This window comes from Kineococcus gynurae, from assembly GCF_042433995.1.
In the GTDB taxonomy this organism is placed as follows: Bacteria; Actinomycetota; Actinomycetes; order Actinomycetales; family Kineococcaceae; genus Kineococcus; species Kineococcus gynurae.
Window position 1 is genome coordinate 138,171 of sequence record NZ_JBHLUI010000008.1, and the last position, 12,626, is coordinate 150,796.

General features: G+C 73.8%; 11 protein-coding genes and 1 tRNA gene. 9 read left to right on the top strand and 3 right to left on the bottom strand.

Annotated elements, in window-relative coordinates:
• The first annotated feature begins 139 nt into the window (after positions 1-139).
• The 6 genes from ACFFKU_RS07100 (at position 140) to ACFFKU_RS07125 (ending at position 8,257) form a co-directional block, all read left to right on the top strand.
• A complete protein-coding gene (locus tag ACFFKU_RS07100) occupies positions 140-916 on the top strand; it encodes a copper resistance CopC family protein (RefSeq protein WP_380136791.1) in 777 nt (258 codons plus the stop codon).
• A gap of 11 nt (positions 917-927) precedes the next feature.
• Positions 928-1,983: a CopD family protein gene (locus tag ACFFKU_RS07105; protein ID WP_380136792.1), complete on the top strand. Its 1,056-nt coding sequence runs from the start codon at positions 928-930 to the stop codon at positions 1,981-1,983.
• A complete protein-coding gene (gene lepB / locus ACFFKU_RS07110) occupies positions 1,980-2,534 on the top strand; it encodes a signal peptidase I (RefSeq protein ID WP_380136793.1) in 555 nt (184 codons plus the stop codon). Before ACFFKU_RS07105 ends, lepB begins: the two co-directional genes overlap by 4 nt.
• A gap of 110 nt (positions 2,535-2,644) precedes the next feature.
• Positions 2,645-4,675 carry a hypothetical protein gene (locus ACFFKU_RS07115; protein WP_380136794.1) on the top strand — a complete coding sequence of 677 codons (2,031 nt, stop codon included), beginning with the start codon at positions 2,645-2,647 and terminating at the stop codon, positions 4,673-4,675.
• A 176-nt stretch (positions 4,676-4,851) separates the two neighbouring features.
• Positions 4,852-6,546, top strand: coding sequence for a peroxidase family protein (locus tag ACFFKU_RS07120; protein WP_380136795.1), 1,695 nt, complete (start codon positions 4,852-4,854; stop codon positions 6,544-6,546).
• Positions 6,547-6,646: 100 nt separating this feature from the next.
• On the top strand, positions 6,647-8,257 hold the full coding sequence (locus ACFFKU_RS07125; RefSeq protein WP_380136797.1) for a multicopper oxidase family protein: 1,611 nt from the start codon (positions 6,647-6,649) through the stop codon (positions 8,255-8,257).
• Between the two features lie 98 nt (positions 8,258-8,355).
• Here ACFFKU_RS07125 and ACFFKU_RS07130 read toward each other — a convergent pair whose 3' ends face one another.
• Together ACFFKU_RS07130 and ACFFKU_RS07135 are read right to left on the bottom strand one after the other, a co-directional pair.
• Positions 8,356-8,937, bottom strand: coding sequence for a hypothetical protein (locus ACFFKU_RS07130; protein WP_380136799.1), 582 nt, complete (start codon positions 8,935-8,937; stop codon positions 8,356-8,358).
• Between the two features lie 104 nt (positions 8,938-9,041).
• Complete coding sequence (locus tag ACFFKU_RS07135; RefSeq protein WP_380136801.1) at positions 9,042-9,506, bottom strand: PPOX class F420-dependent oxidoreductase; 465 nt, start codon at positions 9,504-9,506, stop codon at positions 9,042-9,044.
• Between the two features lie 78 nt (positions 9,507-9,584).
• Between ACFFKU_RS07135 and ACFFKU_RS07140 the strand changes: the two genes are divergently transcribed.
• Positions 9,585-9,887, top strand: a complete 303-nt coding sequence (locus tag ACFFKU_RS07140) for a hypothetical protein (protein ID WP_380136803.1) — start codon at positions 9,585-9,587, stop codon at positions 9,885-9,887.
• A gap of 23 nt (positions 9,888-9,910) precedes the next feature.
• On the opposite strand, the gene ACFFKU_RS07145 is transcribed toward ACFFKU_RS07140, so the two are convergent.
• Positions 9,911-9,983 (bottom strand) — tRNA-Arg (locus ACFFKU_RS07145).
• A 433-nt stretch (positions 9,984-10,416) separates the two neighbouring features.
• Between ACFFKU_RS07145 and ACFFKU_RS07150 the strand changes: the two genes are divergently transcribed.
• On the top strand, positions 10,417-10,842 hold the full coding sequence (locus tag ACFFKU_RS07150) for a hypothetical protein (RefSeq protein ID WP_380136805.1): 426 nt from the start codon (positions 10,417-10,419) through the stop codon (positions 10,840-10,842).
• Positions 10,843-10,953: 111 nt separating this feature from the next.
• Positions 10,954-12,609: a PP2C family protein-serine/threonine phosphatase gene (locus ACFFKU_RS07155; RefSeq protein WP_380136807.1), complete on the top strand. Its 1,656-nt coding sequence runs from the start codon at positions 10,954-10,956 to the stop codon at positions 12,607-12,609.
• Positions 12,610-12,626 lie beyond the last annotated feature (17 nt).

Genomic DNA, 12,626 nt, shown 5'->3' on the forward strand with positions numbered 1-12,626 from the left:
GCTGCCGGAGCGGTTTTTCCGCCGTCCACCGCCGTGCGGACCCACCTTTTCCGGTGTTCGGGGGCTCCGTGTTTCACGTCCGTTTCACAGCGCTCCGGTCCCCTGTCGGAGAGTGACGAATCGGTGGGGGAGGACGGTCATGGTGCGATCGGATCGACCGGCGGGGACCCGGCTGGCCGGGGTGGGTCTGCTGGTGCTGCTGACGGGGGCGGGGGTGCTCGGTCCGGCCACGTCGGCCTCGGCCCACACCCGACCGACGTTCGCCGACCCCGCCGAGGGGGCGGTGCTCCAGCAGCTCCCCGCGGTCGTCGACGTCGTGTTCGACGACCCGCTGGCCCCGGCCCCCGTGCAGCTGAGCGTCCTCGACGCGACCGGGGCCGAGCACGCCGCGGACGCCACGACGAGCGGGACGGGCCTGTCCGCCGAGCTGAGTCCCGGCCCCGCCGGTGAGTACCGATTGGAGTACCGCGTCGCCGGGGCCGACGGCCACGCCGTGCACGGTGGGTGGACCTTCCGGGTCGAGGCGGCGCCCGTCGTCGCCGCGCCGGCACCGGCGCCGACCTCGCCCGCTGCCGTGAGCAGCCCCGCCGCCCCGGCCACCGCCTCCGCCGCCCCGGCCACCGCCGCCCCGGCCACCGCCGCCCCGGCCACCGCCTCCGCCGCCCCGGCCACCGCCTCCGTCGCCCCGGTGGCGACCGCCCCGGTCGCTGCGGTCGGTGAGGACGCGCGGAGCTGGCCCGTCGGGGTCGTCGGCGCGCTCATCGCCCTCGCGGCCGGGCTGGTGGTGCTGATGGTCCGGGTGGTCGGACGCGCCCGGTCGCGTCGCGACCAGGGGGGCGCGCCGGTCGACCCGGCCCCCCTCGAGACCGCCCGCGGGTCCGACGACCGGGTCGCGGACCCGGTCTCCGGACGGTGAACCTTCCCGGGGTGGCCGTGCGCCCCGCGCCCGCGCCGACGAGCCCGTCGTCCGACTTCCGGCCCGACCGGCGTCGGGTCGCTGCACTGGTCACGGTCGGGCTGGTCGCGGTCGTCGGGTTCGGGCTGCTCGGTGGGGGGCTCACCCCGGCCGACGCCGCGGCCGCGGGCGGGCGGGTCGCCTACTGGGCGCAACCGGTGGTCGGCTGGACCGCCCGGGTGGCCGCGGTGATGTGCAGCGGCACGATCCTGCTCGCGGTCTGCTGGATCCCGAACCCCGGCACGGTCCTGTCCGCCCCGGCGCTGGCGGTCCTGCGCGGCGCGCGGGGCTGGGCCGTCCTCTGGACGGTCGCGGCGGTGGCCGCCGTCGGTCTCCGCCTGCACGACCTGACCGGTCTCGGGCCCGTCGCGCTGCTGCGGACGGGCCCCACGGGATGGTGGGACCAGGTCGGGGCCCGGAGCGACCTCGAGACCGCGGCCGTGGTGCTCCTGCTGCTCGCGGGTCTGCTGCTGCTCCTCCGGACGGGTCCGTCCGGCGCGATCGCCCCCGTCGCGCACGGACGGGCCGCGCTGCTGCTGGCCCCTCTCGTCCTCGCGGTGCTGCCGCAGACGCTCGCCGGGCACTCGGCGCACGCCGCGAACCCGCGCCTGGCCGCGCTCGCCCTCACCGTGCACGTCCTGGCCGCGACCACCTGGGTCGGTGGCCTGGCCGCCGTCCTGCGGCACCGCCGCGAGCTGGGAACCGGGGCGGTCTGGACCGCCGGACGGTTCAGCGGGTGGGCCGCGGCGGCCGTCCTCGCCCTGGTGCTCAGCGGGCTGGTCTCGCTGCTCGTGACCGTGGACGACGTCCCGGCCGCGCTCGGGAGCGCCTGGGGGGCCCTGCTCCTGGTCAAGGTGGGGCTGCTCGTCCCGGCGGTCGGGGCCGGTCTCGTCCACCGGCGGTGGACGTTGCCGGCCCTGCGGGCCGGATCGCCGCGGGCCTTCCTGCGCTGGGCCACGGCCGAGATGGTCGTGCTGGTCCTGGCCCTGGCCGCCGCGGTGGCCCTGGCCACGACCCCGGGCCCGTGAGCGCCACCGCGACCCCGGCCCCGCGCCCGACCCCGCCCCCCGAGCGTCCCGCCCGGCACCGGGCGGCCCGGACCCGGCCGGACCGGCGCGTCCTGGTCGGGATGCTGGTCTTCCTCGTCCTGGTCGGGGTCCTGCGCTGGCAGGTGCTCGGGGCGACCCGGGTCTCCGGGACGAGCATGAACCCCACCTACCCCGACGGGACCGCGCTCCTGGTCGACGAGACGGGGTGGCGGGCCCCCCGCACCGGGGACGTCGTGGTCTTCGACGACCCCCAGGACGGGGTGCCCACCGTGAAACGGGTCGTGGCCACCGCCGGGCAGACCGTCGCGATCGACGACGCGGTGCTGGTCGTGGACGGCGTCGTCCGCCCCGAACCCGAGATCGACCACCGCCTGATCGACGGTCTCTACTTCGGACCGGTGCGGGTGCCGGCCGGGCACGTCTTCGTGCTCGGCGACGACCGGCGCAGTTCCGTCGACTCCCGCGAGTTCGGGTCCGTGCCCACCGCGTCGGTCCGCGGGCGGGTCCTCCTCGGCCTGCCTCTCAGCTGACTCGCAACCGGTGTTGATGATCCGTTGACGTTGGCGTGACTACCCCCGCCGAGGCTCCTCCCCGGATCGGAGCAGGGGAACTGCTCCGGAGGACCGCAGAGGGGGAGATCGTGATCATCGCTCGTACCAACAGGTCCGGGGGACGGCACCGCGCCGAGCGCGACCGGGGAGAACTCGGACACCGCGAACCGTCCGGTCGACGCCGCACCCGGCGTCGCACCGTCGCGGTGCTGGCCGCGCTCAGCCTGCCGCTGGCGACGACGTTGTCGGCCGCGGCGGTCACCGGGGTGACCCAGGCCAACAGCGTCAAACTCGTCGCCCGGGGCGCGGTCGACACCACCAACGGTTTCCCGACCTGGTACCAGGACAGCCGGGGGACCCGGTTGTCGTTGTGCCTGGACGGGACCAACCCGTTCTGCGGGTTCCTCCCCGGTGACATCCCGGACGAGTCCCAGCCCATCGAGTTCCCGGGGAACTTCCCGGACGAGGCCTTCTACTTCCTCGCCGGTTCGACGCTGAACCTTCCCGGGGGAGGTCGCGCGGTCCTCACCACCGGGGTCGAGGCCGCCTTCGCCAACGCCGTCCAGCACGGCGACCAGATGGTCTTCGGCCGGGTCCGGATCGTCGTGCAGGGCGCGGCTCCGAACAGCACCCTGAGCTTCCAGCACCCCTACGGTGCCGCCCAGATCGACACCGACGCGCGCGGCAACGGTCGCCTGGTCGAGGACATCGGCGCCTCGGTCGGGGCGTTCGACGCGGTGCTCAAGAGCAACGTGGCCCCGTTCCTCGTCGCGACCGGGGGGCCGGTCACCGGCCCCGACGGAGCCAAGTACGTCGGGAACCCCGACCAGCTCACCACGGTCACCGGGGGGCTGAACGGCTACAACGCCTTCAGCGTCGTCTCCCCGCGCGGCAACGCCTCGACCGACCAGTTCACCCTCATGGGCCGGATCGCCACCAACGTCGGGGTCCACGCCGACGCGGCCGTGGTGCAGCGCAACGGGTACGTCGACGTGTGGGCGACCTCGGAGGGCTCCGCCGTCGAGGTCGTCGGCGGCAGCGGGTACGCCACCACCGGCATGCACACCGACCCCGGCAGCGGTCGGTGGTACGCCCGGGTCAAGCTGGACGGGGCGGCCCCCGGCTCGGTCAAGGTCCGCAACCTCAGCGACAACCCGGCCTCGACCAGCGATGTCGCGGTCGGCGCCCGCGACCTCAAGATCGACCAGGCCAGTTACGACGGCAGCGTCCTGCACGTCACGGTCACCTCGCCGGAAGCGGGGACCGTCACCCTCGAGGGGCTGGGCGACGTGCAACCGGGACAGGCCGCGACGTTCACCGTCCTCGCCCCGCCCGCGAACGTCGTCGCCAAGCAGGGAGGTTCGACCGCGACGCGATCGGTGGACGTGACCGGTGGCGAGGCAACCATCCCGCTGGCGCCGGTGCCCCCGTCCACGACCATCGACGTGGACCCCGCCGGGGAACCCTCGACCAGCACCGGGGGGACGGTCACGCCGTCGCCCACGACCCCCGCGGTCCCCGCGCCGGTGGCGACCGTCGCCGCCACCACCGTCACCGCGGTCCGCGGGGCCACCGTCACGTTGGACGCCAGCCCGTCGACCGGGGCGAAGTCCTTCTCGTGGGAGCAGATCGGCGGCCCGGCGACCGCGCTGAGCAGCACGACGACGGCGAAGCCGACGGTCACGCTGCCCCTCCTGGCCACGGGATCGGCGACGTCACCCCTCACCATCACCAACCCCCCGCTGGTGTACCGGGTCACGGTGACCGGGGCTCCCGCCACCGAGGGCGGAACGGCGCCGACCTCGACCGCCGAGGTCACGGTGGCACCGGACGTCGACCAGCTGACGGTCACGGCGGCGCGGCACCGGTTGGGGAGCGAGCTGCGGATCGACGGGACGGGGCTCTTCGGCGGTCAGGCGCGGGTGCTGCAGCCGGCCACCCAGCTCGTCGTCTGGGACACTACGCCCGGTTCGCCGGTGACGAAGCTGGGCACGGCGACCGTGGACACCCTGGGGGCGTTCTCCCTGCGGCAGAAGCCGGGGCCGACCCGCCAGGTCACCTCGATCCTGGTGCAGTCCTCGCGGGGCGGCAGCATCACGAGCGCCGTCACCACCCGCTGACGACACCCTCGAACGAGCGGGCCCCCGTCACCCCTCCGACGGCGGGGGCCCGCTTCCTGCGTCTCCCCGGCCCCACCGGGGCCGGGGGCGCGTTTCACGCTCTCGTCACATCCACATCACGGTCCCCGGGCAACGTTCTGCCCGGGGCGCAGCAGCCCCAGGGGGGGAGGAACGTCATGTCGACGCCCGACAGCAGCACGTCCGCCGGACCGGTTCCGGCGCAGCGGGTCCGATCGTTCGCCCGGTTCGCGGACCGCCGGGTGCCGGAGCGTCCGGCCGGGGTGAGCCGGCGCGCCGTCCTCGGCTCGGCGGTCGGGGCCGGGGTGGCCCTGGGGGTGGGGTGCCCGTTCGCGGCTCCGGCCTCCGCCGCGAGCAGCGCGGTCCGGGCCCGGCACGCCACCGCCCTCCGGGGCATCGACACCGCCCGGGACGCCCGGGCGCTGCAGGGCCGGTTCGGGTTCCTGTTCCCGGGGCTCGCGCCCTCGGCGCCGAGCGACGACGCCCTCACCGGTCTCGGGCGGGCGATGACCGACCTGCGGGTGCCCGGGACGGACCCGAGCGTCCGGGACGGTCTCGACAACGACGGGATCCCGTCCGGCTACACGTTCTTCGGCCAGTTCGTCGATCACGACCTGACGTCGGACCAGACGCCGCTGACCGAGCAGCAGCAGGACCCGACCGCGACGAAGAACTTCGACTCGCCGTGGTTGGACCTGCGCTCGGTCTACGGGCGTGGCCCGGCCCGCGATCCGCAGCTCTACGACCCCACCGTCCACGGCAAGCTCCTGGTGGGCCACCACGACGGCATCGACGACCTGCCCCGCACCGCGTCGGGCCAGGCGATCATCGGCGACGCCCGCAACGACGAGAACCTGCTCGTCGCCCAGGTGCACCTGCTCTTCATCAAGCTGCACAACCGGTTCCTGGCCAAGACCGGGGACTTCGACAAGGCCCGTCAGCTGACCCGCTGGCACTACCAGCACCTCGTCGTCAACGACTTCCTCGTGCGCTTCGTCGGACGCGACACCGTCGCCGCCTGCCTCGGCCGCAACGCCAAGGGACGACTGGTCTTCCGCGGCACCTTCTACAAGCCGAAGAACAAGTCCAGGCCGATGATCCCGGTCGAGTACTCGGGGGCGGCCTACCGGTTCGGGCACAGCATCATCCGCCCCGAGTACGAGGTCAGCCAGGGCAACATCCGACGCATCTTCGGCAGCCCGCAGGACGACCTCTCCGGGGGGCGGCCGCTGCCGCCGGCCGCGGAGGTCGACTGGAACTACTTCTTCCGCATCCCGGGGGTGCAGCGCCCCGACGACCGCAACATGACCCGGCGGATCGACACCCTGCTCGCCATGCCGCTGCACGACCTGCCCGGGCAGGCCGCCGGACTCACCGACCTCGCGGTCCGCAACCTGCTGCGGGGCAAACGGTACGGAATGGCCAGCGGACAGGCGGTGGCGACCGCGATGGGTCTGGCCCCGCTCAGCGACGCCGAGCTCGGTCTCGGCCCGGAGTTCGCCGGCAACGCCCCGCTGTGGTTCTACGTGCTGCGCGAGGCGGAGCTGCGGGGGCGCGGCCGGCGGTTGGGGCCGGTCGGCGGCCGGATCGTCGCCGAGACGTTCCTCGGCCTGATGGCCCTCGACAGCACCTCCTACTTCCAGGTGCCGTGGTTCAAGCCGGTGAAGAAGGGCTGGGGCATGGGTCGGCTCGTGCGCTACGTCGGCGCCCGCTACGACCTGGTCGCCGACGTCGAGGCACCCCCCACGCCCGAGACCCCCGAGGACCAGGCCCTGGAGCTCCCGGAGACCGACCTGCAGGGCGACGAGGCACCCGAGACCGAGCCCGTCGACCAGGAGGTCCCGATCCCGTGAGCCGACCCCTGCCGCACCTCCTTCGCCGTCCGCACCCCGCACCGTCCCGTCGCGTCGGGGCGGACCCCCACGTCCTCCCTCACGACCTCCGGAGCCTCGCATGAGCATCAGTCGACGTCATCTCCTCGGCCTGGGTGGCCTGTCCCTGGTCGGGGCGGCCGGCCTGGCCCTCCCGCTGGGTTCGACCACCCAGGCGAAGAGCATCAGCACGCTGTCCAGCAAGAACTTCCCCAAGCGCTACGCGCAGGCCCTGCGTCTGCCGACCGTGCTCACGCCGCAGATGGTCGACGGCACCGCCGTCTACGACATCACCGCCCGGCAGAGCACGGCGCAGATCATCCCGGGCCTGACCACGCCCGTGTACGCCTACAACGGTGAGGTCCCGGGCCCGGTCATCAAGGTGAACCGGGGCACCCCGTCGCGCGTCATCATGCGCAACCGGTTGCCGCGGAACGGCCCCTGGGGTGGGAACTACGAGATCTCCACCCATCTGCACGGTTCGGCCTCGAACCCCGAGTTCGACGGCTACGCCTCCGACGTCACCAAGGTCGGGCAGATGAAGGCCTACGAGTACCCGAACCTGCAGCCGGCCCGCACGCTCTGGTACCACGACCACGGCCAGCACTGGACCGCGCAGAACGCCTACTCGGGGCTCGCGGCCCAGTACCACCTGCACGACGACACCGAGCGGGCGCTGCTGCCGCAGGGGGAGTTCGACGTCCCGCTCACCGTGACCGACGCCATCTTCCTGGCCGACGGTCGGTTGAAGTACGACGACTCCAGCCATTCCGGTTTGTGGGGCGACGTCATCCTCGTCAACGGGACGCCCTGGCCGACCATGAAGGTGAAGCGGCGCACCTACCGGTTCCGCATCCTCGACGCCTCGATCGCCCGGTCCTACCGGTGGCGGCTGGACAACGGCATGCCCCTGCAGGTCGTGGCCACCGACGGGGGACTCATGCCCCAGGGGGTCGCCGTCTCGACCATGCGGCACGGCGGCGCCGAACGCTATGAGGTGGTCGTCGACTTCTCGCGCGTCCCCGCGACGACCAAGCGCGTGGAACTGCTCAACATGTCCAACCCGAACAACGTCGACTACGACTTCACCAACAAGGTGATGGCCTTCGACCTCTCGGACGAACCCGTCGACACCTCCGACCCCACCTGGAACCGCAACTACGACGGGTTCCCCCTGGCGCCCAGCGAGACGATGTCGCTGGTGGAGACCGGGGCCGAACGTCGGGTCCGCCTCCGGGTCGAGCGGGCCAACGGGTTGTGGACCATCAACGGCAAGACCTGGGAGAACGTCATCGCCTCGGAGTACCGCGAGACGGTCGCGAACCCGGCGCTGAACGAGGTCCAGGTGTGGGAGATCGAGAACCGCTCCGGGGGCTGGTTCCACCCCGTCCACATCCACCTGATCGACTTCAAGGTGATCGGGCGGACCGGGGGCAGCGGTCGGGTCCTGCCGCACGAGAACGGCCCCAAGGACGTCGTCTACGTGGGGGAGGGGGAGACCGTCCGGCTGCTCATCAAGTTCTCCTCGCCCACCAACCAGACGGGGCGGTACATGGTCCACTGCCACAACCTGCCGCACGAGGACCACGACATGATGCAGCAGTTCAAGGTCGGCGACGTGGACGACAAGGCCGACCCGCACGACCCGATGACGGTCGGCGCGGCCTGGAACGACCCCACGTTCCCCGGCTGACGCGTCGGCCCGTCCGCTGACGACCGGCCCCCCGTGATCAAGGAATTCCCGTCGATGGATTCCTTGATCACGGGGGGATGGGTGGGTTCCGGGTCAGGTCAGGTCGTGGCGGTGGTGGTGCTGTTGGTGGTGGTGGTGGTGCCGGGAGTGGTTCCGTCGGTGGAGCCCGAGCTGTCCGGCGCACCGGCCGGGTCGGACTGCTGACCGGGGAGGGTCTGGCCCGACTGCCCGGTCTGGCCCGACTGCCCGGTCTGGCCCGACTGCCCGGTCTGGCCCGACTGCCCGGTCTGGCCCCCGGGGACGCCCTGCCCGCCGGGGAAACCCTGTCCGCCGGGGAAGCCCTGGCCCCCACCCTGGGGACCACCCTGCCCACCGGGGAATCCCTGGTCGGCGACCGCCCCGGTCGTGGTCCCGGCGGTCGCGTGCCCGACCGCGAACCCCCCGGCCCCGCCGATCAGGACGAGGGCGAGGGCGGCTCCGACCGCACCGGCCTGCCGCCGCCGGGTCGAGGGCCGGACCGGGACGTCCTCCGTCCGCTCGGGCGCCGCGGCCGGCCACGGGTCGGCGGGTCCGTCCGGTGCGGCGGTGCCGGCTCGGGATCCCCCGGCGGGGTCGCCGGGTCCGCGGTCGGCCACCGGGGCCGTCCAGAGGGTGCTGGTGGTGCCGGTCCGGTCGTTCACGGTTCCTCCTGGTGACGGGTTCTCCCTCACCGTCGACGGGGATCCCCGGAACCACCCCGGCGGGACCTGTGCATCCGGTCAGAAGCGGCCTCGCCGCGGACCGCTCAGGCCAGGCGCGCCGGGAACCCGCCGGTGGCGATCGGTCCCCACCGGGTGGGGGTGATGCGCAGCAAGGACTTGCCCTGCTTCGTCATGGCCTCGCGGTACTCGTCCCAGTCGGAGTGCTCCCCGGAGATGCAGCGGAAGTAGTCCACCAGGGGTTCCAGCGCTTCCGGCAGGTCGAGCACCTCGACGTCGCCGTCGACCTGGACCCAGGCGTCCCCGAAGTTCTCCGACAGCACCATGACGCTCGCCTTGGGCGTGCGGCGGGCGTTGGCCGTCTTGGCCCGCTCGGGGTAGGTCGAGACGACGATGCGGCCCTCCGGGTCCACCCCGGCGGTGACCGGGGACATCTGGGGCGACCCGTCCCGGCGGTAGGTGAGCAGGATGACGTCGTGCCGTTCGCGGACGAAGTCGAGCAGCTCGTCGCGGTCGACGCGGCGGTTGGTGGCGATGGAGCGAGGGCTCATGGCCCCAGTCTGCGGCGGATCATCGCCGCCCGCCGGCCCGGGTGGCGCGGTGGCGGGCTCCACCCCATGATCACCGGCATGACGGCGGCACAGCTGAAGCGGGCCTGGCGCACGGCGCGGCGGGGCGCGCAGACCGAGCTCCGACCGGTCGACCTCACCACCGATCGGCACACGCCCACCCGGGGGACGCGGGTGTGGGCGATCGCGACGTTCGTCTGCCTCGCCGTCGGGGTCGTGGCCATGGGCGGGCGAGGCGGGGACCCGATCGCCCCGGACTGGGTGATGGGGGCGGCGGGCGGCGTCGGTCTGTTCTGCGCGGTCGTCTGGATCCTGCTCTACCGACGGGCCCGGGCGGCGGGCCGTCCGGGCGAGCAGCGCTGATCCGGAGCGGCAGACCGCGACGGTGCCCCCGGCAGGATTCGAACCTGCGACACACGGTTTAGGAAACCGATGCTCTATCCCCTGAGCTACGGGGGCGGCACGGGGTGGTCGACCCCGTCGCGGAGTCTAGGGCCTGCCTGCCGGGACTCGACCGGGACCCGGACCGCCCCGGCCGTGCCCCACGGAGTTCCCATGCGGCGATCCACCACCCGGATCGGCGCGTCCGTCGGCCCGGCGGGGCGTCCCCCCGGGACGACGAGGGGCTCGGGACGGTTGCGGCGGACGGGCCCCGGCGGACCGGGACGACCACCCCGCCGTCTACGACGCCGCGTCGTTGACCGGCTCGGCCAAGGGGTTGCGCTGCAGGCGAACTCCCGTGCTCGGTGGCCGGGGCCGTGGTGCGCCGCACCCCTGGGACGTGCCTAGACTCAAGCCGTAAGACACACCGACCGATGACGTCTGCGGGTTCCGGGTGAAGTCGACGGGGACTCCGACACCTTCTGACGTCGTCTCGCGAGGAGTTCTCAGCATGGCCGTCATGACCGAGCAGGGCGTCGCCCTGCCCACCCCCCGTCGCGCCCGGACCGCCACCGCGTCCCCCGTCCGTGCCGCCGCCGCGACCGCGACCATCCGCACCTCCCTGGAGGAGTCCGGCTGCATCCTCGTCGGCGCGGCGCCGTCCGCGGCCGGGTGCTCGATCGCCTTCTACGACATCCGATCCCTGCACCGCGCCGTCGAGGTCATCGCGACCGCCGCGACCCGGGCCGGGGACGGCGAGCTGGCCGGACGGGCCCGCCAGCGCGGCGGGTCCGCGTGGAGCGTGACGGCGGTCGCCAACCAGTGGCTGGGTCCCGACGGCGACCCGGCGCGGGCGAGCACCCGTTCGAGCACCAGCTGGTACCTCGAGGTCCCCCAGGCCGACCTGGTCCCGGTGGCCGCGGCCCTGCTGGTCTGATCCTCGTCCCGCCCGCAGGCCCCCCCGCGGCGGTCCCCGCCCACGGGCACGTGAGGCATGATCGACCCTTCGAGGCCTGCCCGGACGGGCCGGACGAGGGGGGTGACGGGCTTGGGAGCCCTGCGTCGCCTCGTCCTGCTCGCCCGGCACCGGGTGTCGCGCCTGTCGCTGCAGCAGCGGGTGGCGATCGTCGCCGGCGTCTTCAGTGCGCTGGCCGCCCTGCTCATCGTCGTGGTGTTCGTGGCCTGGTCCAACGGGCGCACCGGCGGAACCTCCCCTGCGGAATGGGGTGCCGCCTCCGACGAGGTCCGCACCTTCCAGGGCGACCTCGTCCTGCTGCAGAACGCGCAGAACGGCTACCTGGCCGGGTCGACCTACTACGCCGGTGACATCGCGGCCCGGAAGACCGCTCTGGCGGCCGACGGTCAGCGGTTGCAGTCGACGGTGGCCGAGACCACCCCGGCCTCCGCCGACGTCGATCTCGACGCGCTCGTCGAGAACGCCCTGCGGGCGGTGGACTTCTGGCAGCAGCGGGTCGACCCGCTGGTGGCGCAGCGGGCGGCGGGGGTCGACACCGCGAGCGCCCGGCCGGCGGAGTTCGGGCAGGCCTTCGCCGCCGTTCAGGCGCTGACCAGAGCCATCGACGACGAGCGTCTGGCGGCCCAGGACGAGGCTCAGGCCGTGCGCGACCGGCTCGTCGTCACCCAGCTCCTGGTCATCCTCCTGCTGCTGCCCCTCGTCCCCGCTGTGCTCCTGCTCGTCCGGCGCTGGGTCCTCTACCCCCTCGACCACCTGTCGGGGCAGCTCCGCCAGGCGGGGGCGGGGGACCTGGAGAGTCCGATCGAGCTGCCCGGTCCGCCCGAGCTCAGCGCCGTCGCCGCCTCGGCCGAGGGCATGCGGCGCCAGATCAAGGACGAGCTGGAACGGGCGCTGTCGGCGCAGGAGGCGCTGCAGCAGGCGCAGCCCCTCGTGGTCGAGGTCCGCGACCAGCTCGCCGCCCACGAGATGCCGGTCATCCCCGGGTGGTCGGCCGCGGCGGTGCTCCGCCCGGCCGAGGGACTGCTGGCGGGGGACTGGTACGACGTCCTCCCGGTGGCGGGCGGACGCTTCGCGGTGGTGCTGGCCGACGTCTCCGGTCACGGCGCCCGGGCCGGGATCGTGGCGATCCAGCTGAAACGTCTGCTCGAGGCCGCGTTGCACCTGTCCCCGGACCCCGACCTCGCACTGGCCATGGCCGGGCGGTTGTTCGGCGACGAGCAGGAGCGGTTCGCCAGCTGCGTCGTGGTCGTGGTGGACCCCGACTCCGGCGTCATCACCTACGCGAACGCCGGTCACCCGGCCCCCGTCGTCGTCCGCCGCGACCCCGACCGCGACCTCGACGTGCGGGTCGTCTCGACCCTCGATCCGACCGGTCCGCTGCTGTCCTGGCTGACCCTGGACATGCCCGCTCCCTGGGAGACCCGGACCCTGTCGATGGCCCCGGGATCGGTCCTGTTCAGCTACACCGACGGGCTCACGGAGGCCCGGCCGGTGGGCAGCAGCGAGGAACTGGGGATGGACGGGGTGCTGCACGCCCTCGGCCGCCTGGACGAGCTCAGCCCCGAGGCCATCGTCGCCGAGTCGCTGGAGGAGGCCCGGCGGTTCTCCGGCGGTCGGGTGCGCGACGACATCACCCTGGTCGCGGTGGCCCGGGACGGCGGGCGCCGCGCGACCCCTCTCACCCGGACGGGTGACGACGTCGACGCGCCCGTCCTGCCCCTCGCGTGAGGACCTGGACGGCCCCC